At 67.7% G+C, this 24,195-nt stretch carries 24 protein-coding genes; 12 read left to right on the plus strand and 12 right to left on the minus strand.

Annotated features, from left to right (window positions below; genetic code table 11):
• Nucleotides 1-44: 44 nt before the first annotated feature.
• Both serB and BCO18175_RS05750 read right to left on the minus strand, forming a co-directional pair.
• A complete protein-coding gene (gene serB, locus BCO18175_RS05745; RefSeq protein ID WP_174979848.1) occupies nt 45-890 on the minus strand; it encodes a phosphoserine phosphatase SerB in 846 nt (281 codons plus the stop codon).
• A gap of 205 nt (nt 891-1,095) precedes the next feature.
• Nucleotides 1,096-2,034, minus strand: coding sequence for a LysR family transcriptional regulator (locus BCO18175_RS05750; protein WP_174979849.1), 939 nt, complete (start codon nt 2,032-2,034; stop codon nt 1,096-1,098).
• A 122-nt stretch (nt 2,035-2,156) separates the two neighbouring features.
• Here BCO18175_RS05750 and BCO18175_RS05755 point away from each other — a divergent pair, with 122 nt between their 5' ends.
• From BCO18175_RS05755 to BCO18175_RS05765, 3 genes are all read left to right on the plus strand, one after another.
• A complete protein-coding gene (locus BCO18175_RS05755; RefSeq protein WP_174916964.1) occupies nt 2,157-3,173 on the plus strand; it encodes a zinc-binding alcohol dehydrogenase family protein in 1,017 nt (338 codons plus the stop codon).
• A gap of 159 nt (nt 3,174-3,332) precedes the next feature.
• Nucleotides 3,333-3,884, plus strand: coding sequence for a DUF6013 family protein (locus BCO18175_RS05760; protein WP_174916963.1), 552 nt, complete (start codon nt 3,333-3,335; stop codon nt 3,882-3,884).
• 245 nt (nt 3,885-4,129) lie between these two features.
• The gene (locus tag BCO18175_RS05765) at nt 4,130-4,603 is read left to right on the plus strand and encodes a PliI family lysozyme inhibitor of I-type lysozyme (protein ID WP_174979850.1); all 474 of its coding nucleotides are present in this window, start codon (nt 4,130-4,132) and stop codon (nt 4,601-4,603) included.
• A 41-nt stretch (nt 4,604-4,644) separates the two neighbouring features.
• On the opposite strand, the gene BCO18175_RS05770 is transcribed toward BCO18175_RS05765, so the two are convergent.
• Nucleotides 4,645-5,448 (minus strand): ABC transporter permease, encoded by an 804-nt coding sequence (locus BCO18175_RS05770; RefSeq protein ID WP_174916961.1) that lies wholly within the window; start codon nt 5,446-5,448, stop codon nt 4,645-4,647.
• Nucleotides 5,445-6,146, minus strand: a complete 702-nt coding sequence (locus BCO18175_RS05775) for an ABC transporter ATP-binding protein (protein ID WP_174979851.1) — start codon at nt 6,144-6,146, stop codon at nt 5,445-5,447. The genes BCO18175_RS05770 and BCO18175_RS05775 overlap by 4 nt, the downstream gene beginning before the upstream one ends.
• A 152-nt stretch (nt 6,147-6,298) precedes the next feature.
• Between BCO18175_RS05775 and BCO18175_RS05780 the strand changes: the two genes are divergently transcribed.
• Nucleotides 6,299-8,596: an AsmA family protein gene (locus BCO18175_RS05780; protein ID WP_174979852.1), complete on the plus strand. Its 2,298-nt coding sequence runs from the start codon at nt 6,299-6,301 to the stop codon at nt 8,594-8,596.
• Nucleotides 8,597-8,602: 6 nt separating this feature from the next.
• Here the strand turns inward: BCO18175_RS05780 and BCO18175_RS05785 are convergent, their stop codons facing one another.
• Nucleotides 8,603-9,055 carry a lipocalin-like domain-containing protein gene (locus BCO18175_RS05785; RefSeq protein WP_174973128.1) on the minus strand — a complete coding sequence of 151 codons (453 nt, stop codon included), beginning with the start codon at nt 9,053-9,055 and terminating at the stop codon, nt 8,603-8,605.
• Nucleotides 9,056-9,225: 170 nt separating this feature from the next.
• On the opposite strand from BCO18175_RS05785, the gene BCO18175_RS05790 reads away from it, so the two are divergent.
• The 6 genes from BCO18175_RS05790 (at nt 9,226) to BCO18175_RS05815 (ending at nt 15,956) form a co-directional block, all read left to right on the plus strand.
• Nucleotides 9,226-10,818, plus strand: coding sequence for an ABC-F family ATPase (locus BCO18175_RS05790; protein ID WP_174916957.1), 1,593 nt, complete (start codon nt 9,226-9,228; stop codon nt 10,816-10,818).
• A gap of 241 nt (nt 10,819-11,059) precedes the next feature.
• Nucleotides 11,060-11,809, plus strand: a complete 750-nt coding sequence (locus BCO18175_RS05795) for an FkbM family methyltransferase (protein ID WP_174979853.1) — start codon at nt 11,060-11,062, stop codon at nt 11,807-11,809.
• Nucleotides 11,810-12,802, plus strand: a complete 993-nt coding sequence (locus BCO18175_RS05800) for a phosphotransferase enzyme family protein (protein ID WP_174979854.1) — start codon at nt 11,810-11,812, stop codon at nt 12,800-12,802.
• A gap of 1 nt (nt 12,803) precedes the next feature.
• Nucleotides 12,804-13,682 carry a 4Fe-4S cluster-binding domain-containing protein gene (locus BCO18175_RS05805; RefSeq protein WP_174979855.1) on the plus strand — a complete coding sequence of 293 codons (879 nt, stop codon included), beginning with the start codon at nt 12,804-12,806 and terminating at the stop codon, nt 13,680-13,682.
• Nucleotides 13,679-14,740 (plus strand): asparagine synthase-related protein, encoded by a 1,062-nt coding sequence (locus tag BCO18175_RS05810; RefSeq protein WP_174979856.1) that lies wholly within the window; start codon nt 13,679-13,681, stop codon nt 14,738-14,740. The genes BCO18175_RS05805 and BCO18175_RS05810 overlap by 4 nt, the downstream gene beginning before the upstream one ends.
• A gap of 7 nt (nt 14,741-14,747) precedes the next feature.
• A complete protein-coding gene (locus BCO18175_RS05815; protein ID WP_174979857.1) occupies nt 14,748-15,956 on the plus strand; it encodes a glycosyltransferase in 1,209 nt (402 codons plus the stop codon).
• Here BCO18175_RS05815 and BCO18175_RS05820 read toward each other — a convergent pair.
• A complete protein-coding gene (locus BCO18175_RS05820) occupies nt 15,913-16,602 on the minus strand; it encodes a cephalosporin hydroxylase family protein (protein ID WP_174916951.1) in 690 nt (229 codons plus the stop codon). The two genes, BCO18175_RS05815 and BCO18175_RS05820, sit on opposite strands and share 44 nt — an antisense overlap.
• On the opposite strand from BCO18175_RS05820, the gene BCO18175_RS05825 reads away from it, so the two are divergent.
• The gene (locus tag BCO18175_RS05825) at nt 16,601-17,593 is read left to right on the plus strand and encodes a phosphotransferase (RefSeq protein WP_254607973.1); all 993 of its coding nucleotides are present in this window, start codon (nt 16,601-16,603) and stop codon (nt 17,591-17,593) included. The genes BCO18175_RS05820 and BCO18175_RS05825 overlap by 2 nt on opposite strands.
• Nucleotides 17,594-17,605: 12 nt before the next feature.
• Here the strand turns inward: BCO18175_RS05825 and BCO18175_RS05830 are convergent, their stop codons facing one another.
• From BCO18175_RS05830 to BCO18175_RS05855, 6 genes are all read right to left on the minus strand, one after another.
• Complete coding sequence (locus BCO18175_RS05830) at nt 17,606-18,181, minus strand: polysaccharide deacetylase family protein (protein WP_174979858.1); 576 nt, start codon at nt 18,179-18,181, stop codon at nt 17,606-17,608.
• Between the two features lie 84 nt (nt 18,182-18,265).
• Complete coding sequence (locus BCO18175_RS05835) at nt 18,266-18,817, minus strand: hypothetical protein (protein WP_438820483.1); 552 nt, start codon at nt 18,815-18,817, stop codon at nt 18,266-18,268.
• Nucleotides 18,818-19,049: 232 nt separating this feature from the next.
• Nucleotides 19,050-19,859 carry an ABC transporter ATP-binding protein gene (locus BCO18175_RS05840; RefSeq protein WP_174979860.1) on the minus strand — a complete coding sequence of 270 codons (810 nt, stop codon included), beginning with the start codon at nt 19,857-19,859 and terminating at the stop codon, nt 19,050-19,052.
• Nucleotides 19,852-20,934 carry a FecCD family ABC transporter permease gene (locus BCO18175_RS05845; RefSeq protein ID WP_174979861.1) on the minus strand — a complete coding sequence of 361 codons (1,083 nt, stop codon included), beginning with the start codon at nt 20,932-20,934 and terminating at the stop codon, nt 19,852-19,854. Before BCO18175_RS05845 ends, BCO18175_RS05840 begins: the two co-directional genes overlap by 8 nt.
• Complete coding sequence (locus BCO18175_RS05850) at nt 20,931-21,872, minus strand: alpha/beta hydrolase (protein WP_174979862.1); 942 nt, start codon at nt 21,870-21,872, stop codon at nt 20,931-20,933. Before BCO18175_RS05850 ends, BCO18175_RS05845 begins: the two co-directional genes overlap by 4 nt.
• 1 nt (nt 21,873) lies before the next feature.
• Nucleotides 21,874-22,992, minus strand: a complete 1,119-nt coding sequence (locus BCO18175_RS05855) for an ABC transporter substrate-binding protein (RefSeq protein ID WP_174979863.1) — start codon at nt 22,990-22,992, stop codon at nt 21,874-21,876.
• A gap of 159 nt (nt 22,993-23,151) precedes the next feature.
• Here BCO18175_RS05855 and BCO18175_RS05860 point away from each other — a divergent pair, with 159 nt between their 5' ends.
• Nucleotides 23,152-24,126, plus strand: coding sequence for a helix-turn-helix transcriptional regulator (locus BCO18175_RS05860; protein WP_438820485.1), 975 nt, complete (start codon nt 23,152-23,154; stop codon nt 24,124-24,126).
• Nucleotides 24,127-24,195 lie beyond the last annotated feature (69 nt).

Here is a 24,195-nt window from a genome sequence, read left to right on the forward strand (position 1 = left end):
GATGTAACATCGCGCCGGCGTTTTTCATTTCGGATTCCGCGGGATCAGAACAGCCGCAGCAGCCCGTCGAGGCCGACGTGATCGAACGCGACCGTCGCCGCATCGCGCACGACGGGCTTCGCGTGGAATGCTACCGACAGCCCGGCTTCGGCCATCATCTTCAGGTCGTTCGACCCGTCGCCCATCGCGATCGCACGGCTTGCCTCGAGGCCGAGCGACGCGCAGGTCTCGCGCAGCAGGCGCGCCTTCACGTCGGCGTTGACGATCTCGCCGAGCACCTTGCCGGTCAGCTTGCCGTCGACGATCTCGAGCGTGTTCGCATGCGCGTAGTCGAGGCCGAGGCGCGCCTTCAGCCGCTCGGTGAAGAACGTGAAGCCGCCCGACACGAGCAGCGTCTTCATGCCGGCGGCCTTCACGCCGGCGAGCATCTTCTCGGCGCCCGGCGACAGTTGCAGCCGTTCCTCGTACACGCGTTCGAGCGCGTGCGCGTCGAGCCCGGCCAACAGTGCGACGCGGCGCGTCAGGCTTTCGTTGAAGTCGCGGATCTCGCCGCGCATCGACGCTTCGGTGATCTCGGCGACCTGCGTTTTCAGCCCGCAGAAATCAGCGATCTCGTCGATGCATTCGATCGTGATCAGCGTCGAATCCATGTCCATCACGGCAAGCCCGAAATCGCCGAGCGTGAGGCCGGCCTCGACGAACGCGAAGTCGAGCGCGTGCGTGCCGCAGTACGCATCGATATCGAGGCGCTGCGCCGGGTTCGCGTTGTCGATCCGCAGCGCGTGATCGTCGGTCTGCACGATGCGGGTGCCGCGCGACAGCGCGAGCAGCGGTTTGTGATGGGCGTCCGACAGCGGCGCAAGACTCTGGATGACGAGGTTGTGGGTCATGACGGGATGGTTGGGAGGCGAATGAAAAGCGTGCGCGGCCAATGGGCGGCCGTCTGCGAGCGCGGCCCCTCGGCAGCGGGCCATGACGTCGCGAACGCGTCATTGTAGCCGGTTGGTATCGGATAGCTATCGGATAGCCGCCAGATCCCCCACGGGTAGCCGCCAGGGCAGTGCGTACGGCGGATCCCCGGGCGTATGCCGGCGTTTACCCGTCCGCGCGATCCCAGTACGGCGGATCGCCGAAATGCTCGGCCAGGTACGCGATGAACGCGAGGGTCTTCAGCGGAACGTGCGCGCGGCTCGGGTAGACGGCCCAGATCGCAATGTCTTCCGCGAACGGATAGTCGTCGAGCACCGTGACGAGCGCGCCGCTCGCGAGCAGCGGGCCGACGTCCCAGGTCGACTTGATCGCGATCCCGAAGCCGTCGACGAGCGCTTCGCGGATCGCCTCGCCGTTGCTCGCGACGAGCCGGCCGCCGACCCGCACGGTGAGCGGGCCTTGCGGCGTGGCGAATGACCAGTCGCGCTGGTCGCCGAGGATCACGCACTCGTGCTGCGCGAGGTCGGCCGGATGGCGCGGCGTGCCGTGCTCGGCGAGGTACGCGGGCGAGCAGCACAGCACGCGGCGGTTCACGGCGAGCTTGCGCGCGACGAGCGTCGAATCCTTCAGCGTGCCGAGGCGGATCGCGACGTCGTAACCGTCATCGACGAGATCGACGATCTCGTCCGACAGCCGCAGGTCGAGCGACACGGACGGATAGCGGCGCAGGAACGCGGGAATCACCGGCGCGACATGCTGGCGGCCGAACGACGACGACATCGACACCTTCAGCCGCCCGTACGGCTCGGTTCGGCCATGGCCGACCGACGCGCGCGCGGCGTCGGCGGCCGACAGCAGCGTGTCGGCGTGGGCCATGAAGACTTCGCCGTCCTGCGTGAGGCTGATGCGGCGCGTGGTGCGGTGCAGCAGTCGCGCGCCGAGCTGGCGTTCGAGCTGCGCGATGCGCGCGCTCGCGACCGCGGCCGATACGCCGAATTCGCGCCCGGCCGCGGTGACGTTCGCGAGCAGCGCCGCGCGCACGAACAGCGCGACGTCGAGCAGGTCGAGCGGCTTGTCAGGGGCCGGAATCGGATCGGAGGCCATTATTCTGAAATTCCTGAAAATGTTTCAGGAAATATAGCGGTTTTCTCGAATGATCGGGTTGCCTACGATGACGTTCATGGGGCTGCGTCGCGGCCCCCAGGTTTCCCTGAAGGAGTTTCGTGATGAAAGCCGTTGGACTGACCCGTTATCTGCCGATCGACGACCCGCAAGCGCTGCTCGACGTGGAGCTGCCGCAGCCCGTGCCGGGCCCGCGCGACCTGCTCGTAAAGGTCGAGGCGATTTCCGTGAACCCGGTGGACACCAAGGTGCGCGCGCCGAAGCCGAAGGTCGAGGACACGCCGCGCGTGCTCGGCTGGGATGCGGCCGGCACGGTGGTCGCGGTCGGCGCCGACGTGACGCTGTTCCGGCCCGGCGACGCGGTGTTCTACGCGGGCAGCATCACGCGGCCCGGGGCGAACAGCGAATTCCATACGGTCGACGAGCGGATCGCCGCGCTGAAGCCGCGCACGCTCGATTTCGCCGCGGCGGCCGCATTGCCGCTCACCGCGCTGACCGCATGGGAAGCGCTGTTCGACCGCCTGCACGTGTCGCCGCAGGGCGCGGACGCCGGCAAGTCGGTGCTGATCATCGGCGGCGCGGGCGGTGTGGGCTCGATCGCGATCCAGCTCGCGAAGGCGCTCGGCAAGCTGCACGTGATCGCGACGGCGTCGCGCCCGGCGTCGGCCGACTGGGTGCGCTCGCTGGGCGCGGACACGGTGGTCGACCATTTCGGCGACCTGCCTGCGCAGTTGCGCGAGGCCGGGCATCCGAACGTCGACTACGTGCTGATTTTCAACGACACGGATCGTCATTTTCCTGCCGCTGCGGAAGTAATCCGGCCGCAGGGCGGCATTTGCACGATCGTCGAGAACGACAAGCCGGTGCCGGTCGAACTGCTGAAGGCCAAGAGTGCCGCGTTTCACTGGGAGTTCATGTTCACGCGCGCGATGTTCGAGACGCCGGACATGATCGAGCAGCACCGGATCCTCGGCGAAGTCGCGCGGCTCGTCGACGGCGGCACGCTGCGCACGACGCTCGGCGAGCAGCTCGGCACGATCAATGCCGCGAACGTGCGGCGTGCGCACCAGATGCTCGAGGCCGGGCGTTCGATCGGCAAGCTCGTGCTGAGCGGCTTCTGAGCGGGCATCGCGCGTAAGGTTGCGGCGCCGCGAACGCAAGCGGGGTAACACCCGATGCGTTTGCGGCGCACTGCATGCCGCTTGGCGGTAGACTGGCAGCGCATCATGCATCGAAAACCGCGCGGCACGCGCGTGCCGCCGCATACCAAGGAGGTCAGCATGAGCCAACGCAGCTTGTCAGTCGCCGCATCGTGGTCGGTCGTGTTCGCGGCGGCGTGCGTCAGCGCGAGCGTATTCGCGGCGCCGCCGGTCAAGGGCAGCCTGAAGGGCGGCGGTACCGGACAGCTCGAATACACCGTCAAGGTCGACTCGAAGACCTTCGGCAATACGCAGGAGACCCGCAAGATCCGCTCGGGCGAGACGGACGACTTCAACTGGAAGTCGGTGCCGCCGAGCGGTGCGGTCGCGATGCCGGACGGTTGCCCGAGCGCCGACAGCCTGCCGCGCGACGAGAACGGCGCGATGGTGCGCCAGACCCAGGTGCGGCTCGCGCCGTCGATCGACGCGAAGGGGATTGCCAACGTGCAGTTGAGCTTCCAGGCGGCCGCGCCGAAGGGCACGCGCAACGTGACGGCCGGCGGCAAGTCGCTGCAATGCCCGGACGTCGTGTCGGTGAGCCAGGTGAAGTGGGTATCGATCTCGACCAATGGCGGTTCGAAGTCCGTCACGATGAGCGACGGCACGAAAGTGACCGTGTCGATCAAGCGCTGAGCGACGCGCGCGGGCCGGCGCCGGTGTGCGCGCAACGGATTCGACCTGCGGGCCGGCCCGGCGACACGTGACCGCTTCGTGTCGCCGTCACGATGCTCGCCCGCTACCTGCCGCGCGCTACCGTGTTGCTGCAACGGCATGACAGTCGTTTGACGTCCGACAGCGTCGCGTGGCGACCTGCGTGACGTCATGCGAATGTCACGCTATGCTCGCCCGCATCCTCACCTTCCGGTCACGACATCCCGATGAAATGCCGAATGCGCGCGTTGCTGTATGCCATCGCGTTCGTCGCCGTGCACGCGCACGCGGCGGACGATTGCGGTTTCGTGAAGAAGGTCGAGTTGCCGTCGCGGCAGCAGGTGGCGGTCGTGTCGAGCGGCGCGCTCGAACCGTGCTCGACCGGCAGCTACGCGGTGCGCGTGTATTCGACCGCGCATGCCGCCCCCGGCTTCGATACAGACGACTACGTGACGGGCGCGCTGCATGCGCGTGACGGGACGGTCACCGATGCGTTCACTGCCGACCTCGGCGCGCGTGCGCCGCAGGCGCTCGTCGTGACGACGCGCTCGGCCGGCAGCGGCGGCTATGTCGGCGCGCAGGCCTATGTGACGACGCCGCGCGCGGTGCGGCTCGTTGCGTCGGTCGACGGGCTCGCGCCTGACGCGGACATCGCGGCCGCGTTGAGGCAATCAATCGGCAAGCGCCGCAGCGTGCGCTGACCGGCAAACCGCGCGAACGCATCGCGCGGTGACGCTGCGTGTCAGTGCGCGCGTTCTTCGAGCCGCGCTGCGAGAAAGCGATGATCGGCCGAGAACAGCCGGCGATAGGTCATCAGCACTGCGCCGACGGTGCCGAGCGCCGAAGCCGCGGCGATCAGGAACATGATCACGATCTGGTAGCGCACCGCCTGCAGCGGTGACTGGCCGGCCAGCACCTGGCCCGTCATCATCCCCGGCAGGCTCACGACGCCGACGACGGCCATCTGGTTCAGCGTCGGCAGCATGCCCGCGCGCACGGCCTGGCGTGCTGCGTCCTGCGCGGCTTCCCAGCGCGTCGCGCCGAGCGCGAGTGCGGTTTCGACGCGGTCGCGGCGCGCCGTGAGTTCTTCCATCATCCGCTCGACACCGAGCGACACGCCCGTGAGCGTATTGCCGAGAATCATCCCGAGGATCGGAATCGCGTATTGCGGCGCGTACCACGGATGGATGCGGATCACGACGAACAGGCCGACCGCTGCCACGAACCAGCTGCTGAACCAGATCGATGCGATGCTGTCGATGCGCTGGCCGCGATACGTGCGCTTGCCGCGCCCCGCGCCGGCGAACCCGGCGATCAGCGTCATCAGCGCGGTGAGCGGCAGCACGACGTACCAGTGCGGATGGCCGAACACCCAGCCGAGCACGTAGCCGATCGCGAGCAACTGCACGACGGTGCGCACGGCCGCGAGCGCGAGCTTGCGGCCGAGGCCGAGCGACAGGGCCATCGAGATCGCGCCGTTGACCGCGACGAGCGCAGCGGCGATGCCGACGTCGACGAGGCTCAGGTCCTGCAGTGCGGGGCTCATTGCGTGGCCTCCGTCGGGTTGGCAACGTGCATCACGCCTGCCTGCATCACGAGCCGCATCGTGCCGATTCGAGCGGCCTGGGCCGGATCGTGCGAGATCCACATATAAGCGCGGGCGTCGGGCGCCGCGTCGAACCATGCGCCGACGAGCGCCTCGATCGCGCGTGCCGATTCGGGATCGAGCGCGGACGTCGGTTCGTCGAGCAGCAGCACGTCGGGATCGAGCTGCAGCACCCGCAGCAGCGCGGCGATCTGCGCTTCCCCGCCCGACAGGTCGCTCGCGCGCTTGTCGAGAAAGTCGGGGCCGCGGCCGGCCTGCGCGGCGAGCGCTTCGGCGCGCGCACGATCGAACACCGCATCGCGATAGATCGCGAGCGAATACGGATAGCGCAACTGCGATTCGACGGTACCGTCCATCTGCGCGGGACGCTGGCGTACATAGGCGACGCTGCGCCGGTAACGCGGGATCGCATTGCGCCGGATCCGTTCGCCGCGCCACAGGATGTGGCCGCCGTCGAGCGGATCGAGCAGCGCGAGCGCGCGCAGCAGCACGCTCTTGCCCGACCCGGACGGCCCGGTGATAGCAATGCGCGATCCCGCTGCGAGGCTGAAATCGGTCGGGGCGAGCAGGGTCTTGCCGCTGCTGGCATCGCGCCGCGTGATGCGCTCTGCATCGATGAGGCCGGTGGGGGCTGTCATGTCACAAATGAAAAAAAGCGTTAATGGCGCCAAAACGTCACCATGGCGTGCGTCATAATACCGATTGAAAAGCCGCGGGTGTCGTGCGCCGTTCGTCCACGCAAGCGGCCCGGCATGGTGCGGCATCATTTCAGAACAACAACGGAACCGCCATGACGCTAACCCGAGCCATCGGCAAATCGGCTGCATGGATCGTCGGTATCGTCGCGGTGCTCATCGCGGCGGCCGGCGTCTTTCTCTTTATCTTCGACTGGAACCGCGCGAAGCCGTGGGTCAACGAGCAGGTCACAGCCGCACTCGGCCGTCCGTTCGCGATCAACGGCGACCTGAAGGTCGGCTGGCGCCGCCCCGACGGCGAAACCGGCTGGCGCGCATGGGTGCCCTGGCCGAGCTTTACGGCCACGCAGCTCGAGATCGGCAACCCCGACTGGGCAAAGACGCCCAAGTTCGTCACGCTCGATGCCGCGCACTTCGATCTCGCGATCCTGCCGCTGCTCGCGCATGAAATCGTGATCCCGTCGATCGACGTCGTGAATCCGGCCGTCGACCTCGAGCGGCTTGCCGACGGTCGCAACACGTGGACTTTCCAGTTCAAGCAATCGTCACAGCCGTCGCCGTGGAAAGTGCGGCTCGACAGCTTCGGCTTCGCGAAGGGCACTGTCACGTATCGCGACGCGATCACGAAGGCCGACCTGACCGTCGCGATCGATACGCTCGGGCAGCCGATTCCGCTCGGCGACGTGCTGAAGGAGCAGGAGCAGACATCGCGCGCGGCATCGGCGCAACGGGTCGGCAAGCACGGCGCCGCGCAACTGAGCGCGAAGGCCAACGCGGAGGCCGCGTCGAGCGCTTCCGCCGCGCAGGCTGCGAGTGCGGCGTCGGCCACGGGTGCTTCGGCCGCGTCTGCCGTGGTGTCGGCTTCGTCTTCTTCGTCCGCCTCTTCGACATTGGCTGCTGCTGCCGCGTCTGGTGCAAGCGGTGCAAGCGGCGTCGCGGCACCCGCGAAGCCGTCGGGCCCGACCTACGCGTTCGGGCTGAAGGTCGACGGCCGCTACAAGAACGTGCCGATCAGCGGTACCGGCAAGCTGGGCGGCGTGCTCGCGATCCAGGACGCGTCGCGCCCGTTCCCGCTGCAGGCCGACGTGAAGGCCGGCGACACGCGGCTCGCGATCGTCGGCACGCTGACCGATCCGATGCATCTCGCGGCCATCGACCTGCGGCTGTGGCTGCAGGGCACGTCGATGTCGCACCTCTACCAGCTCAGCGGCATCACGCTGCCCGATACGCCGCCTTACGCGACCGAAGGTCGGTTGATCGGCAACTTCAAGCGCAAGGCCAGCACGTTCCGCTATGAGAACTTCAATGGCCGCGTCGGCGGCAGCGATCTCGGCGGCACGCTCGCCTACGAGCAGCGCGAGCCGCGGCCGAAGCTGTCGGGCGAGCTCGTGTCGAACCTGCTGCAGTTCTCCGATCTCGCGCCGGTGATCGGCGCGGATACGGCCGCGAGCAAGGCCAAGCGCGGCGACACGACGAAACAGCCGTCGAGCCGCGTGCTGCCGGTCGAGACGTTCCGCACCGACCGCTGGCGCGCACTGGACGCTGACGTCAAGTTCACGGGCCGCAAGCTGGTCAAGAGTTCGGACCTGCCGATCACCAACCTGTACACGCACATCGTGATGACGGACGGCGTGCTGTCGCTCGAGCCGCTGCAGTTCGGCGTCGCGGGCGGCACGCTCGCAACGACCGCGCATCTCGACGGCAGCAGTGCGCCGCTGAAGGGCCGCTTCACGGTGGCCGCGCGGCACCTGAAGCTGAAGCAGCTGTTCCCGGCGCAGAAGGTCATGCAGTCGGCGCTCGGCGAGATCAACGGCGACGCGTCGCTGTCGGCGACCGGCAACTCGCCGGCCGCGCTGGCAGCGACGTCGAACGGCGAAGTGAAGGCACTCGTGACGGACGGTCGCATCAGCCGCCTGCTGATGGAAGCGGCGGGGCTGAACGTCGCGAACGTCGTCTACGAGAAGCTGTTCGGCAACAACGACGTGAAGATCAACTGCGCGGCGATCGACTTCGTCGCGACCAACGGCATTCTCGACCCGAAGGTGTTCGCGCTCGATACGGACGACGCGCTGATCAATGTCGACGGCCCGATCAGCCTGCGCGACGAAACGCTGAACCTGAAGATCCACCCGCACACGAAGGGTTTCCGGATCTTCTCGCTGCGCTCGCCGCTGTATGCGAAGGGCACGTTCAAGAACCCGGACGTCGGCGTCGATGCCGGTGCGCTCGCGCTGCGCGCCGGCGCGATGATCGGCCTCGGGCTGATCAACCCGTTCGCGGCCTTGATTCCGCTGATCGCGCCGAGCAACAACCGCGACGTGCCGTGCTCGGAGCTGTTCGGTCAGATGAATGCGAAGGCCGCACAGCGGGCGGCGGCGAAGGTCGGCAAGTAACGGGCGTCAGCGGCCCGCGCGCACCCAGAGCAGCAAGACGTCGACCTCCCGGCCGTCGATCCGGACCGGTGCCGCGGGGCCGAGCCGCAGGCGATCGCCGTCGAGCACGGCGATCCGCTGCTGGACGTTCCCGACCCAGTTCGGGAACAGGCTGACGTCCATTTCGTGAGTCAGTGTGCCGTCGTCGGCGACCTGAAAGGGGCCCGAATAGGCGATATAGCCGCGCGCGGCCGCCGCGCACTCGTCGTCGGCGCCGTGGTGCGGATCGCCGATCGCGTAGGGCGGCCGGCCGGCGGCCATCAACTGGGCGGACATGTAGCCGTCCCGCGTATAGAGAAGCCAGCCGCGCACGTCGCGACCGAGCGGATAGGCGACCGCGCTGCCGTCGCGCGGGCGGACTTCGTAGGACACGAGGCGCCATGCGCCGACGAGTTGTTCGCGAAGCTGGCTGGCAAGCATGCGGGATTCCGGTAAGGCGGCGGTGGGGCGCGTGCCGTCGTGTTGGCGGGCCGCCGGGCGGCGGGTCAGGGCGCCTGAAATGCGCTGCCGGAACGGCGTGGTCGGCAGTTTCTCCGACACCTGCTAAAATACACGGTTTTCCGTCGATTTATCCTTTAACGGGACCTGCCGTGCTTTCTACTGCCAACATCACGATGCAATTCGGGCCGAAGCCCTTGTTCGAGAACATCTCGGTCAAATTCGGCGAGGGCAACCGCTATGGTCTGATCGGCGCGAACGGCTGCGGGAAGTCGACGTTCATGAAGATCCTCGGCGGCGACCTCGAGTCGAGCGCCGGCAACGTCGCGCTGGAGCCGAACGTGCGTCTCGGCAAGCTGCGCCAGGACCAGTTCGCATACGAAGACGTGCGCGTGCTCGACGTCGTCATGATGGGCCACACCGAAATGTGGGCCGCGATGACCGAGCGTGACGCGATCTACGCGAACCCGGAAGCCACCGACGACGACTACATGCACGCCGCCGAACTCGAAGGCAAGTTCGCCGAATACGGCGGCTACGACGCCGAGGCGCGCGCGGGCGCGCTGCTGCTCGGCATCGGCATCGAAGAGAAGTTCCACACCGGCACGATGAGCGACGTCGCGCCGGGCTGGAAGCTGCGCGTGCTGCTCGCGCAGGCGCTGTTCTCGAAGCCGGACGTGCTGCTGCTCGACGAACCGACCAACAACCTCGACATCAACTCGATTCGTTGGCTCGAGCACACGCTCAACGAGTACAACTCGACGATGATCATCATTTCGCACGATCGTCACTTCCTGAACGCGGTGTGCACGCACATGGCCGATATGGACTTCGGCACGCTGAAGGTCTGGCCGGGCAACTACGACGACTACATGCTCGCATCGGCACAGGCGCGCGAGCGCCAGGCCGCGGCGAACACGCGGGCGAAGGAACGCGTCGCCGAACTGCAGGACTTCGTGCGCCGCTTCTCGGCGAACAAGTCGAAGGCCCGTCAGGCGACCAGCCGCGCGAAGCAGATCGACAAGATCAAGATCGAGGAATTCAAGCCGTCGTCGCGCCAGAACCCGTTCATCCGTTTCGAGTTCGAGAAGAAGCTGCACAACGTCGCGGTGGTGGCTGAAGACATCACGAAGAAGTACGAGCGCACGATCTTCCAGAACTTCAACCTGTCGGTGCAGCCGGGCGAGCGGATCGCGATCATCGGCGAGAACGGCGCGGGCAAGACGACGCTGCTGCGTTCGCTGCTCGGCGCACTCGCGCTCGAGCACGGCACGGTGAAGTGGTCCGAGAACGCGAATGTCGGCTACATGCCGCAGGACACGTACGAAGAGTTCCCGAACGACATCACGCTGATGGACTGGATCGACCAGTACCGCAAGGACGGCGACGACGAAACGATGGTGCGCGGCACGCTGGGCCGCCTGCTGTTCTCGTCGGACGACATCAAGAAGTCGGTGAAGGTGCTGTCGGGCGGCGAGAAGGGCCGCATGATCTGGGGCAAGCTGATGCTCGGCCGCCACAACGTGCTGCTGATGGACGAGCCGACCAACCACATGGACATGGAGTCGATCGAGTCGCTGCAGATCGCGCTCGAGCAGTTCGAAGGCACGCTGATTTTCGTGTCGCACGACCGTGAGTTCGTGAGCGGGCTGGCGAACCGGATCATCGAAGTGAAGACGGACGGCAACCTGTTCGACTTCGGTGGCAATTACGAGGAATTCCTGACGAGCCAAGGGCAGGAGTAAGTGTCCTGACGGTTCCGTTCATGCGTCACGGCTGGGCAATACGAAGCCGGGGCGCGTAGACCGAAGCCGCTAACCTGAGCATATCGAGCCCGCATCGACAGCATCGTCGATGCGGGCTTTTTCATTTCCACGCCGTCACCGCGCGGTAGCGTCGCGCATTGCCGTTTCCTGCCCTCAATCGACTTCGGGTAAATTACGCTCCGAATACCACCCTCAATTCCGACCCGGAGCCGCCCCCTCGATGCAGGACCATCCTTTCCCGCTCGACCTGTCCGGCCTTGCGCAAAGCCTGTACGCGCAGGGCACTGAGGAAAGCATCCTGTCGCGCCTGATGGAGCGGATCGCACCGACCAACCGCTTCTGCGTCGATATCGGCGCAAGCGACGGCCTGCGCAACAGCAACACCGCGCGGCTGCTGCGCGAACAGGATTGGTCCGGCGTGCTTGTTGAAGGCAGCGCATACCGTTTCGGCAAGCTGGCGGCCCACTACGCCGGCGCGGACCGCGTCCGCTTGCACCACGACCGCGTTCAGCCCGACACGATCGACACGTTGCTCGCCGATGCGAACACGCCAGCCGACTTCGACCTGCTGTCGATCGACATCGACGGCAACGACTACTGGGTGTGGCGCGGCCTGCAGGCATTCCAGCCTCGCATTGTCGTGATCGAATACAACCCGTACTACACGCCGCCCGAGCGTTGGGTGATGTGCTTCAACCCGGACCACGAATGGGACGGCTCGACGTATTACGGCGCGAGCCTCGAATCGCTCGTCCATCTCGGCCGGCAGAAGGGCTATGAACTCGTCTGCTGCGACGACATGGGCAACAACGCATTCTTCGTGCGGCAGGACCTGTATCCGCTGCTCGGCATCGCGAACAACGCTCCTTCGGTGCTGTTCCGCCCGGCGATGTACAAGGTGCGCTACGTCGGGCACAACACGTTCCTGAGCGGCCATCCGTATCGATACGGGCCGGCCGAGCACATCTGAATGGACTCGCTCGCCACGACCTTCGACGAGATTCGCGATGCCTATGCGCTGGGCCGAAGCGGGCAGCCGCGTCAGGTCGGCGAACGCGTGTGGCACCTGACGACCGATGACGGCGGCGTAGCGGTCAAGCTCTACGCTTCCGAACATCATGCACGTGCGGCCAAGGAAGCTGCGGTGCTCGCACACTTCGAGACGCACGGCGATGCACGTTTCCATGTGCAGGCGTTGAAACGCACGGCAGCCGGCGCATCGCTGTGGACGGGGGCGCACGCCCACGCGATGCTGACCCGCTGGGAAACCGGGCAGTTCAGAACCTACGACACGTTTTCGCCGGCCGAATGGGATGCGCTCGGCGCGAGTCTGGCGGCGTTGCATCTGAGCCTCGAGCGGCTTCATTTGCCGCAGCTCGACACGATCCGCGCCCGGCTGGTCGCGATCGACGCGGACGCGGTGCGCCGCAGCCTGCTCGACGCACTGGATCGCGCCCGCTCGAACGACGGCGCCGAGAACCTGCGCCGCTACGTCGATCTCGCGCTGCGCATGCTCGACCGCTACTATCCGGGCAGCATCGACGCGTTTCCCGCCGCCGATCCGCAGCACCCGATCCACAACGACTACAACCAGTTCAACTATCTGTTCACGGGCACGCTGCCGCCGCTCATCCTCGACTGGGAAGCGTCGATCGGCGCACCGCGCGAATACGAACTGGTGCGTTGCCTGAACCATCTGCCGCTGGAGGCGCCGCGTCTGGCGGAAGCGTTCGTGCTGGCATACCGGCGTACCCGGCCGGTAGATCCCGCGCGCATTGCATGGGCGGTCGATGCTGCGTGTCTGCAGCACGCGCTCAAGCTCTGGATCGTGCAAGGCTGGCTCGACGACCCGTCGCGGTTTGCATCGCATCTGAACGGCGCGGTGACGATGGCGTCCGCGATGGTGGATGCGCGCGACCGTCTGGTCGATTTCTTTTCCCGTTGTGTGGAAGCAGGACGCTGAAGTGAATGCGAATCTGAACCGGACTTCGAATCCGACGCCGCCGGCCGAGCGGCAGCATGTGTTTCCGCCGCCGCTGGATCGCGATTACCGCGTCGAAGACGGGCGCGTGCTGACGCGCTCGCTGGAAGCGCACATCGTCGATCACTGCAACCTGACCTGTGCGGAATGCTGCTCGCTGTCGCCGCTGCTGCCCGAGTGGTACGCGAGCCCCGAATCGCTCGAGGCCGATCTGCGCAAGGCGGCGAAGGTGCTGCGCCCGCGCATGTTCAAGCTGGTCGGCGGCGAGCCGCTGCTGCATCCGGCGCTCGTCGAACTTGTCCGGCGCGTGCGCGCCACGGGCATCGCGCCCGTGATCTCCGTCACGACGAACGGCCTGAAGCTTGGAGAGATGACCGACGCGTTCTGGCAGGCGGTGGATGCACTGACGATCTCGCGCTATCCGAAACCGGCGCTGTCGCCCGACCTGGTCGTGCACATCGAGCATCAGGCCGCGCGCTTCGACGTGCGCCTGAACTGGAAAGTGCAGGACGTGTTCACGACGATGAATCGCGCGCAGCCCGGCACCGATCGCGACGAAGCGCAGCGCCTTTATCACGATTGCTGGATCCGTGAGCGCTGCCATATGATTCGCGACGGCATGTTCTACACGTGCACGCGTCCCGCGCACTTCCATACGCTCTACAAGGGCGAGAAGGATTTTCAATCCGATGGCCTGCCGCTGCGCGACGACGCCGGCATGCTCGACGCGATGCTCGCCTATCTGCAACGCGAGGCGCCGCTCGAAGCATGCCTGCATTGCCAGGGCGGCAGTGCGCCGGTAGCGCCGCATCGCATCCTCAAACGCATTGAAGTGGACTCCTTGAAGGCTCGTTATCCATGATCGTCGGCACGCGCGACCTGTTCGGCTTCGACCGGCTTCACTACCATCCGCGCAGCGGCACGACGGCGACCGGCATCGGGGCCGTCCTGCGCGCAGCGGGGCAACCGGCCTGCGAGCCGGACGCGGCGGCCATCGCGGGCTACCTGAGCGGCGAGCGGCTGGTGGGCCGCACCGTGTTGCGCGACGTGCGCGCGGTGCCGCCCGGCCACGCGCTGGTCCGTTCGACGGAAGGGCTGACCGTGCAGCCGGCACCCGGGCAGCCACAGCACGCGGATCTTGAAACCGTGCTGCGCGCATCGCTGCAGCGTGCGCTCTACAGCGGCAAGCGAGTTGCGCTGGCGCTGAGCGGCGGACTCGATTCGGCGCTGCTGCTCGCGTTGCTGCGCGAACTCGGCGCGCATCGGCTCGTGACGTCCTACATCCTCGTGACCGACATGCCGGACTATTGCGAACGCGATGCCGCACTCGAACTGGCTGAGCAGATGCAGGCGAATGTGAAGATCGTGCGCGCGAACGAGGCCGATTTCGTCGCGGCGCTGCCGAGAACGACCCATGCGGTCGAGGAGCCGATGTTCAACCTGCATCCGGTCGCGAAGCTGCTGCTCGCCGAGGCGATGGCCGCGGACGGCGTCGAGGTGGCCATTACCGGCGACGGCGCGGACCAGGTGTTGCGCCGCGACCAGTCGGCCAACTATCTGCCGCTGTGCCACGCGTTGTTCGATGCGGCGTCGGTCGATCTGCATCCGCCGTTCGTCGACGATGCCGTCGTCGCGCATCTGACGAGCATCGCGCCCGATCCGGACAAGCAATGCCTGCGCGATCTCGGTGCGCGCCTGAACCTGCCGGACCGTCTTGTGCACGGCCCCAAGCGTGGACGGCTCGCCCCGGCGATGGACCTCGCGGCGCTGCTCGATCGCGACCGCACGCACGCGTTGGCCGATAAGCTCGGCCTGGCCGCCTCCACGCTGCAGACGGACAACGAACGCGTGCTGTGGACGACGCTGTCGCTGATCCTCGATCATTTCGACCACCTCGATGCCGCGCATCGCCCAACCTGAGCCGCTCATGAAACGCATCCTGTTCTGCGTGGTGCCCGAGAAAGGGCACGTCAATCCGTGCATCGGCCCGGCCCAGCATCTGCGCGCCGCCGGCTGCGATGTTGCGTTCTACGCACCGGCCGATATCAGCGCACAGCTCGACGGCGCGGGCGGCTTCGCGTTCGTCGGGCCGCGCGAGACGCCCGAGCGCCACGACCTGTCGCGCGGCGCGAGCTTCGCCGCGAACATTCGCGACGCGGACTGGCTGCGGCACTGGATTCGCACGCTGCTGATCGACCTTGCGCCCGCGCAGGTGGACGGTATCCGCGCGGTGCTGCGCGACTGGCAGCCCGACGTGGTCGTGATCGATCCGCTGCTCTATGCGGCGGCGATTGCCGCGGAGCTGGAAGGGCTGCCGTGGGTCTCGATGTCGAATTCGCTGAATCCGGTGCTCCCGGACGATCTCGATTCGGAACTGCTGCGCACGGTGCGATGGCTCGCGCCGGAACGCACGCGCCTGTTCGCGCGCTACGGGCTCGATGCACGTTTTCGCGGTTGCGACATTCTTTCTCCGCACCTGACGCTCGCGTTCACGACCGATGCGCTGGTCGGCGCGCCGCCGCCCGGTGTCGAGCTGGTCGGCCCGGCACTGCCGTCAGGCCCCCGTGGCGACGAAACTGCGTTCCCGTGGGAGCGCCTCGTCGCGGATCGACCGCTCGTCTACATGTCGCTCGGCAGCCAGCTTTACTACCATCCCGATGTGTTTGCGAAGGTCATCGACGCCACGCGCGCGACGTCGGCGCAACTGGTGCTGTCGGTGGGCGAGCTGGTCGATTCGGATCTGTTGCCGGCCGGCGACGAGCGTGTGGTCGCCGTGCGTTACGTGCCGCAACTGGCGCTGCTGCGGCGCACGCACGCGTTCGTCAGCCATGGCGGCGCGAATTCGGTGATGGAGTCGCTTGCATGCGGTGTGCCGATGCTGCTGTCGCCGTTCTGCAACGACCAGTTCCATTCGGCGCACTTCGTCGAGCGGGCTGGTGCGGGGTGCGTGCTGGAGCTGCAGCAGGCCGGCGTGGCGGACATCGCCGATGCGCTCGAGCGGCTGTTGCGGCCCGGATCGTTGCGCGAGCAGGCGGCGCGGATCCGCGCGAGCTATGCGGCGCGCGACGGTTCGGCCGAGGCGGCGCGCCTGATCAGCGCACTCGCTTCAGGAAACCGCCTGGCGACAGCGTCATGAGTACGCGGTCTTCGATGTCGTAGTCGACCTCGAACCGGTCGTCACGGGCGAGGAATTCACGCGCGGCGGTGGCCGGGTTGTTGCCTTTGCCGTACGGCTTGCCGTCGAACATCGACGCGGGCAGGTACTCCATGATGGTGTCCATCACGATCGCGTAGCTGCCGCGCGTCACGAGCGGCGCATAGCATTCGAGTTCGCGCAGCACGTGCGCATGGGTGTGCGTGAGATCGAGGATCGCCATCACGCGCGCGCCGTCGCCGATTTGTGCGCGCACCGACGCGAGTGTGTCGGCTGCGCACGATTCGCCTTCGATCAGCGTCATGCGATGGGCGAGCCGGTGCGATTGCAGGCGCTGCCTGACTTCGTCGCGCAGGCGCGGTTCGATCGCGACGACGCGGCCGCTGTCGCCCGCCAGTTCCAGCATCGACGCGGAGAACACGACGCCGCCGCCCGCCGCGATGCCGGTCTGCACGATGCAGTCGGGACGCTCGCGCCAGATCAGCTCCTGGAGCGCGAGCATGTCCCCGGGCAGATGGAAGAAGCGCTCGCCGAGCCAGCGGGTCTGGAACAGATGGTCGAATTCGGCAGCGCGCGTCAGCCATTCGATGTTGATGTCCCGCATGCGGGCCGAAGGACGCTCTGACATGGTCAATGCAATGAGTAGGAGTGACGTGAAAACGCTGGAACCGTGGCTTCACCGGTACTGGAACATCGGGCCGGCGCGCATGCAGGCGCTGGCGTCGGGCCATACTAACAAAACGTATCTCGTCGAGTGCGAGGCGGGGCGCGCGGTGCTGCGCGTGTCGTGGTCCGGGAAGCCGGTCGAGCAGGTGCATCGCGAGGCGGCGATACTCGGCCATCTCGGCCTCTCGCGTACGGCACCGATGCTGCCCGCACTGCCGCGCCTGCGGCCGACCGTGGATGCGCAATCCGGTGTGCAGTTGCCCGATGGAAGCTGGCTGCATCTGTTCGAGCATATCGACGGCAGCCCCGGTCTGCCGGACGATGCGGAGGCGGGCGCGAGCGATGCGATGCGCGCACTCGCGCATCTGCATGCGGCGCTGGCGGTGATACCCGCGACCGAATCGGCGCCGCTGGCGTGGCTGTCGGCGCGCTACGCACGCGTGGCGGCGCGTCCCGCACCGTCGTTGCCGGGCGATCTGATCGGCCACTACGGGACGATGATCCGGCGGATCGGCGCGCACCTCGACGCTGCCTCGCGCTGGCTGACGGGGGCCGTGCACTGGCTGCACGGCGATTATCACGCGGGCAATCTGCTGTACGTGGGGCACGCGGTGAACGGTGTGCTCGATTTCGACGATGTCGGGCAGGGTGCGCAGTGGCTCGAAGCGGCCTTTGCGTTGTTCGCGCTGTCGCGCAATGCGGGCAGGGACGATCGCTTCGTTTTCGATGCGCAGCGCTGGGACGCCGGCCTGCAAGCCTATGCCGCGACGCGCTCCGATGCCGCGCCGGACTGGATGCACGACCGCCGCGATGCGCTGACGGCCCTGTTCTGCGCGGACCAGACGCTGATCCATCTCGAAGCCGCGCAGCGCGGCCTGTGGACGCCGGGGCCCGGCATCGGCTTTCTCGGCGGCTGGTGGCAGTTGCTGGATGGCGCGGCACCCGGACGTTAGCCGGCTGCTGCGTCAACGCTGCCGATTCAGGAACAGGCGCACCGCTTCGACCGTGTTGGGCCGCGCCTCGCCGTGCCGCGATCCGTCGTGCATGCAGAACAGCACGTCGCGCTGCCGTGCCGCGCTGGCGTCGACATGCGCGCACATTGCGTCGTATAGCGCCTGCGGCGACGGCGCCGGCCGCTGCCAGTCGTCCAGTATCGCGGTCCAGCCCGTGTGTTCGCGCTGCAGCTGCACGAGCACGCCGGCGCGATTGTCCTGCGGCATCAGTCCGTAAGGCAGACGCAGCGGGATCGTGTCCGGCGCGGGAACGCCGGCGCGGCGATACGCTTCGCGGATCAGCGCGTCGGTCGTCTCGATCTCGTCGATCAACGCATCGTCTGCCAACGCGCCGGGCTTCGCGTGCGAATGCGTGTGATTGCCGAGACGATGGCCGTCACACGCCATCCTCGCTGCGACGTCGAGCGCGCCCGCCAGGTTCTGGCCGAGGAGGAAGAAGGTCGCCTGGCAGGATGCGGCGCGCAGGACATCGAGCAAGGGGAGCGTCGAAGGGCCGGGGCCGTCATCGAAACTGAGGCGAATGGACATCGCGGGTGGGGCGCCGTTCAAGGTGTACTGGAGGAACGATAGCGCAAGTCGCGGCGAGCGGAGGCCGGCGCAATCATCGGCCGCCTACTGGGTCGGCTCGATGGCCAGCGGACAGGTGCCGACCCGACGCAAGCGCGTGCCGGTCCACTCGTAGAAGAACCGGGCGGCCTTCGCACTGTTGTCGTCGCAATCGTCGTTGAAGCAGCCTGCGACGATCAGCAGCGTACTGCCGGGCCGGAAATCGACGCGCTCCTCGTCGTTGCCCATCACACCCGCGATGGCCTGCACGCCGGGCATCGTGTACGTCGCGCCCGTGTACTTGTCGACGATCGCGAAATTCCGGCAGTCTGTTCCGCAACCCCAGATCGCGACACGGTAGTGGCCGGCAAAATTGGCCGGTTGCGTGAATTCGTCGCGAATCACGGTGCGGTAGAGGCGGGCTTCCTTGCTGGTCAGGCGGGGCGCATGGGCCGTGGTGTGCGGCGCGCGCGCCGCGCGCGCGGGATAGCGATCAAACGATGGCGACGGGCAGTTTCGGGCGGACGCCGCGGTGACGGGCACCGGCTGGGCAGCCACGGCCCAGCCGGCAAGCATGGCCGTGGCGCCGGCCGTCAGCAGAAGTCGGTATGCACGCATCACGCGATCGTCCTTGCAGGGAAGAGGAGCGGGCCGCCGCGCGCACGGTGGCCGTGCGGTCGTTTGCCGATGTCGCGGCGGGTCGGGACCTGACGGCCCCGCCGCGCGATTCTATGACGCTTCGCGTGTGCCGGCACGCGTTGTTATCGGCGTCCGGTGCGACTGCGCGAACGGCATGGCGGCCTGATGCCCGCAAGCCGGGCCGGTCGTCAGCGCGACGACCGGTCCGCGCTCAAGCGTCGCACGCTTCTCGCGCGTCATCCGTAATGGCTCGCTCCGCGAGCGCGACATAATCGCCGGCCGCCGTGCGTTCGACCCGGGCGTCGACACGATACGCGCGCCGCAGGTGCGGCGGTGTCAGGACTTCGGCAGGTGCGCCGTCGGCGACGAGGCCGTCGGTGCCCAGCAGCACGAGCCGGTCGCAGAATCGCGACGCGAGATTCAGGTCGTGCATCGCAACGAGCACGACCGCACCGCATCTGCGTGCCGCGTCCCCGACCGCTTCCAACGCGAGCAACTGCCAGCGCAGGTCGAGCGCGCTCGTCGGTTCGTCGAGCAGCAGCAGCGGCGTGTCGCGCACGAGTACCTGCGCAAGTCCGACCATCTGCCGCTGTCCGCCGGACAGCCGCTCGAGCGGCGACATCGCGAGCGCTTGCAGCCGCAGGCGCTCGAACACGTTCTGCAGGCGCAGGTCGCGTGCCGCGTCGGACAAACCGGGACAGGTTGCGCGCAATGCGCTGCGGACGGCCTCGTACACGAGCAGCGACGACGGTTGCGGCAGCGTCTGCGGCAGGTAGCCGACCTGTCGCGTGTGTTCCCGGCGCGCGCCGCGCAGCAGGTCCAATCCGCCGAACGCCGCGTTGCCGTGCGCGGCCACGAGCCGGGCGAGTGCGCGCAGCAGCGTCGACTTGCCGACCCCGTTTGGTCCGAGCAATCCGACCATCGTGCCGGGCGTAACGGGCGCGAGCGACAACCGGTCGAGCACGACCTTCGCGCCATAGCGCGCGACCAGGTCGTCGATGTACAGGGTGCCCTTATCCATCGAGCCTCCTGCGCCGGCTGACGAGGATCATGAACAGCGGCACGCCGACCAGCGCGGTGATGATCCCGATCGGCAGCGTCACCCCCGGGATCAGCGCCTTGCTGAGCACGGATGCGCCAGCCAGCATGATCGCGCCGGCGAGGGCGGCGCCGGGCAGGTAATAGCGATGCTCGTCGCCGACGAGCAGCCGTGCGACGTGCGGCCCGACGAGACCGACGAAGCCGATCGTGCCGACGAACGACAGCGCGGTGGCCGACAGCATGCTGATACGCACCAGCGCGACGAGTCGCAGCCGCTCGACGGCGATGCCCATGCTGCGCGCCTGTTCGTCGCCGGCGCGCAGCGCCGTCAGCGATGCGACGTCGAAGCTCGCCCACAGCGTGCAGGCGGCGAGCACGCACGACAGCAGCGCGATCTTGCCCCACGTCGCGCGCGCGAGACTGCCCATGCTCCAGAACACGATCTGCTGGAGCGCGTTCGCGTCCGCGAGAAACTGCAGCAACCACAGCAGCGCCTCGAAACTGAACATCAGGCCGATGCCGAACAGCACCACGGTTTCGGTCGTCGCGCCATGGCGCCACGCGAGCCAGACGATCAGCAGCGTCGCGAGGCTCGCGCAGCAGAACGCACCGAGCGACAGCGCGATGTTCTCGTTCCAGAGCACGACGTGCCAGCCCGAGATCACGACGAGCGACGCGCCGACGCTCGCGGCGGCCGACATGCCGAGCGTGAACGGGCTCGCGAGCGGGTTGTTCAGCACGGTCTGCATTTCCGCGCCGGCGATGCCGAGCGACGCGCCGACGAGCACGGCCATCAGCGCATACGGCAGGCGCACGTCCCAGAGGATCACGCGCTGTTCGAGCGGCAGCGCGTCCGGCCGGAACAGCCCGGCGACCAGATCCGCGATCGGGAACGGTGACGGGCCGGTGCCGATGTCGACGACGAGCAGGGTGCCGAGCACGCAGGCGAGGAACATCAGTGCGCCGACCCGCCGCGCGGCGATTGCGCGGTAGCGCAGCTTCAGCGAAACGGACGAACGGGACGAAGGCGACGAGGCGGGCGACGCGGCGCTCATGCGGCCTCTCCCGCGTCGGTTTCGGCCGCGATGCGCGTGGCCAGCATCGCGCTGGGCACCACGACGCCGCCATGATCCTCGCCATCGATCAGGCGGAACGTCGCGTCGAGCCCCGGGCGGGCACCGACGCGCCGGACGAAGTCGCGCGCGGAACTGACCTGCTTGCGCGCCTGTTGCCGGCGCATGCGCTCGACGTCGGGATTCGGCGCGCCTTCTTCGAGGCTACCCGCTGTGACGAGCAGCCGCAGCGCCGGCGCAAGCGACGCCGCTTGCGCGGCGAAGCGGTCCGCATAGGGCAGCAGCGCGCGGTCGCCCCACCAGATCGACGGGCTCGCCGCGACATACCGCGTGAACAGGTGCGGGCGCGTCAGCATCGCGTACAGCGTCAGCAGGCCGCCGTACGAATGGCCGAACAGCGTCCGGCGCGCCGGGTCGACCGCCACCTGTTGCGCGAGCCAGGGCTGCACGTCCTGCTCGATGAAATCGAGCAGGCGGTCGGCGACGACACCGTGGCCGTCCTTCAGCGGCGCGAGCGTGTAGTCGTCCGCGCGGGCCGCCATGTCGTATGCGGCATCGGTCGGGTAACCGATGCCGATCACGACGGGCTCCGCATCGGGCGTCGCGTCGGGGCGCGCGCGCCGGTTGCGCACGAGCTGCGCGGCGAGCGGGAAGAGCGCGTTGCCGTCGAGGACGATCAGCACCGGATGGGGGACGGCAACAGCCCGCTCGGCGGGCAGCGCGACGAACAGGCGGCGGGGCTTGCCGCCGACCGTCACGTCGAACTGGCGGCTGTTCGGCACCTGCACGGCGGGCGCTGCGTCGAGCGCGGGCCAGTCCGGTGCGCGAGCGGCGAGTGCGGGGGCGATGCGGGCGCCGAGCGGGCCTGCGAGGCCGGCGACGAGCAGCGAGCGGCGCATCGTGGAAGCAGGGAGCGACATGTCAGGAGCCTTCCTGTACCCAGTATTCGCCCTGCAGTGGAACCGGCTGGAAGCGTTGCACCATCGTGTCGAATGTGCGGCGCGGGTCAACGTCGGCGAACAGCGCCGGATGCAGCCATTTGGCCAGAGCCTGCACCGCGACGACGTTGAACGGCGAGTTGTAGAAGTGATGCCAGATCGCATAGGCCCGGTGCTCGCGGACCGCGCGCAGCGGCGCGATCTGCGGGCGCTGCAGCGACCGGTCGAACGAACGGGCGGCGGTTTCGCGGGACACGCCGGCGCCGAGCGCGATGCGCAGCGGCGCACTTTGCAGCGTCTGCGTCGAGCCGATCCCCGTGCCGATGTAGAAATCGGGCTGGCGGCTGAGCAGGTATTCGGGATTCAGCGTGCCGTGCTCGCCGGGCACGCGGCCTTTCGCGATGTTGTTGCCGCCGGCGGCGTCGAGCAGGCGCCCCATCATGCCCGTCATCGTGTCGCAGCAGTCGCTCGACAGACCGACGCGGCTTTCGAGGAACACGCTCGGCGCGACCGCGTGGGCGTTCGCCAGCCGCGTGCGGACGAGGTCGAATTGTGCCTGCCAGTACGCGTTGAAATCCGCCGCGCGCTGCGGCGTGCCGAGGACCTGGCCGAGCAGCGCGATGCTGCGCGTCGTATTGACGAGCGGGTCGTGCCGGAAATCGACGAAGACGATCGCGACACCGGCGGCTTCGAGCCGCGCCAGCGTCTCGCGATCGCGCTCGCCGGGGCCGTGGCCGCCGCCGAGGCCGAAGATCGCGACTTGCGGGCGCAGTGCGAGCGCGCGTTCGTCGCTGAAGCTGCCGGCTTGCGAGCGGCCGATGCGCGGCACGTCCTTCAAGCGCGGAAACCGTTCGAGCCATTGCCCGTAGCTGGCCGGATCGAGCTGTTCGAAATCGCCCATCATGCCGACCAGACGACGGGTGGGGTCGCCGGCGTCGACGACCGCCAGCGCGGGCAGCAGGCGTCCTTCGCCGAGCAGGACGCGTTCGACGCGCGCGGGAATCCGGACCTGCCGACCGGCAAGATCGGTCACGGTGGTGTCCGCGCATGCCGCTTGCGCAGCGAGCCAACTGCACAGCCATGCGCCGAGCATGGCCCACATTCCACTTGTCTTTCTCACACGACTCCCGATACGATAGAAATGAGAATAATTCTCATTTGATTGTAACCGAGCAGCCGGGCATTGCAGAAAGCCGGTTGTTTGATCCAGCGACTAAATAGTTTGTGCGGGCGCAGCGCGCACGCAACGGGGTATCACGACATGACAGCGCAGACGCAAGCTGCTTTCCAACCCGGCGGCAATCGCCACGATGCGCACGTTGCGCGGATCCGCGAGGTGCGTCCGGGCTTGCGCATCCACGCGGACGACGCGACCGACGAATTCGATGCGGTGATGTCGGGGCAGTGCACGCCGGGCCTGCATCTCGTGCTGCTGCTCGAAGGCGCGCTCGACGTGTCGTACGGCGACCGGCGCGTGGTGCTGACGACGGACGCGCGCCGGGCGAATCGGGCCCCGGTGCCGCGGCCCGCGGTGCGGATGCAGTCGTTCCTGCTCAACGCGGTGCAGCCGGATACGTTCCGCCGACGGCTCAGCAAGGGCGGCTATGCGCGGCGGCTCAGCCTTGCGATGTCGGGCGAGTGGCTGGGGCATCTGCAGGCCGCGAGCAGTGGTGTGTTGCCGGAGCGCCTGGACGCGATGCTGTCCGCGCATCTGGCGATTCGCTTCTGGCAGCCGACGCCGCGTGCGACCGCGCTGGCCGAGCAGATCGTGCGTCCGCCGACCTATCAGCCGATGCTGCAGGCGATCTATCTCGAGAGCCGTGTGCTGGAATTGCTTGCCGAGGCGTTCGCGCCGCTCGAGGTGGAGGCGGTGGACGCAGCGCAGGTGCCGGATAAGGCGCTCGGATCGCGCGATTACCGCCGGATGGCGGAATTGCGGGCCTTCCTGGCGAGCGATGCCGCACAGGATTTGTCGCTCGACGATATCGCGCGCCATGCCGGAATGAGTACGAACGCGATGCAGCGGCAGTTCCGTGCTGCCTACGGCACGACGGTGTTCGACTTCATTCGCGAACATCACCTGCAGCGCGCGCGGCTGGCCCTCGAGCGTGATGCGGTGAGCGTCAAGCAGGCCGCGGCGCTTGCGGGCTATACGAGCGCGGCGAACTTCGCGACCGCCTACAAGCGCCGCTTCGGCGTCACGCCGACGCTCGCGCGCCGCAGCGACCATCGCTGACGGTGCGGCAACCGTCGCTCAAACGAGTTCGTAGCTTACGCAAAGATTTCGGCGCATTACATGTTTCAT

This window comes from Burkholderia lata (assembly GCF_902499335.1).
Classification (GTDB): domain Bacteria; phylum Pseudomonadota; class Gammaproteobacteria; order Burkholderiales; family Burkholderiaceae; genus Burkholderia; species Burkholderia lata_B.

Coding starts and splice junctions, on each gene's coding strand:
- serB (WP_174979848.1), bottom strand. CDS start 890: ATGACCCACAACCTCGTCATCCAGAGTCTTGCGCCGCTGTCGGACGCC.
- BCO18175_RS05750 (WP_174979849.1), bottom strand. CDS start 2,034: ATGGCCTCCGATCCGATTCCGGCCCCTGACAAGCCGCTCGACCTGCTC.
- BCO18175_RS05755 (WP_174916964.1), top strand. CDS start 2,157: ATGAAAGCCGTTGGACTGACCCGTTATCTGCCGATCGACGACCCGCAA.
- BCO18175_RS05760 (WP_174916963.1), top strand. CDS start 3,333: ATGAGCCAACGCAGCTTGTCAGTCGCCGCATCGTGGTCGGTCGTGTTC.
- BCO18175_RS05765 (WP_174979850.1), top strand. CDS start 4,130: ATGAAATGCCGAATGCGCGCGTTGCTGTATGCCATCGCGTTCGTCGCC.
- BCO18175_RS05770 (WP_174916961.1), bottom strand. CDS start 5,448: ATGAGCCCCGCACTGCAGGACCTGAGCCTCGTCGACGTCGGCATCGCC.
- BCO18175_RS05775 (WP_174979851.1), bottom strand. CDS start 6,146: ATGACAGCCCCCACCGGCCTCATCGATGCAGAGCGCATCACGCGGCGC.
- BCO18175_RS05780 (WP_174979852.1), top strand. CDS start 6,299: ATGACGCTAACCCGAGCCATCGGCAAATCGGCTGCATGGATCGTCGGT.
- BCO18175_RS05785 (WP_174973128.1), bottom strand. CDS start 9,055: ATGCTTGCCAGCCAGCTTCGCGAACAACTCGTCGGCGCATGGCGCCTC.
- BCO18175_RS05795 (WP_174979853.1), top strand. CDS start 11,060: ATGCAGGACCATCCTTTCCCGCTCGACCTGTCCGGCCTTGCGCAAAGC.
- BCO18175_RS05800 (WP_174979854.1), top strand. CDS start 11,810: ATGGACTCGCTCGCCACGACCTTCGACGAGATTCGCGATGCCTATGCG.
- BCO18175_RS05810 (WP_174979856.1), top strand. CDS start 13,679: ATGATCGTCGGCACGCGCGACCTGTTCGGCTTCGACCGGCTTCACTAC.
- BCO18175_RS05815 (WP_174979857.1), top strand. CDS start 14,748: ATGAAACGCATCCTGTTCTGCGTGGTGCCCGAGAAAGGGCACGTCAAT.
- BCO18175_RS05825 (WP_254607973.1), top strand. CDS start 16,601: ATGGTCAATGCAATGAGTAGGAGTGACGTGAAAACGCTGGAACCGTGG.
- BCO18175_RS05820 (WP_174916951.1), bottom strand. CDS start 16,602: ATGTCAGAGCGTCCTTCGGCCCGCATGCGGGACATCAACATCGAATGG.
- BCO18175_RS05830 (WP_174979858.1), bottom strand. CDS start 18,181: ATGTCCATTCGCCTCAGTTTCGATGACGGCCCCGGCCCTTCGACGCTC.
- BCO18175_RS05835 (WP_438820483.1), bottom strand. CDS start 18,817: ATGCGTGCATACCGACTTCTGCTGACGGCCGGCGCCACGGCCATGCTT.
- BCO18175_RS05840 (WP_174979860.1), bottom strand. CDS start 19,859: ATGGATAAGGGCACCCTGTACATCGACGACCTGGTCGCGCGCTATGGC.
- BCO18175_RS05845 (WP_174979861.1), bottom strand. CDS start 20,934: ATGAGCGCCGCGTCGCCCGCCTCGTCGCCTTCGTCCCGTTCGTCCGTT.
- BCO18175_RS05850 (WP_174979862.1), bottom strand. CDS start 21,872: ATGTCGCTCCCTGCTTCCACGATGCGCCGCTCGCTGCTCGTCGCCGGC.
- BCO18175_RS05855 (WP_174979863.1), bottom strand. CDS start 22,992: ATGTGGGCCATGCTCGGCGCATGGCTGTGCAGTTGGCTCGCTGCGCAA.
- BCO18175_RS05860 (WP_438820485.1), top strand. CDS start 23,152: ATGACAGCGCAGACGCAAGCTGCTTTCCAACCCGGCGGCAATCGCCAC.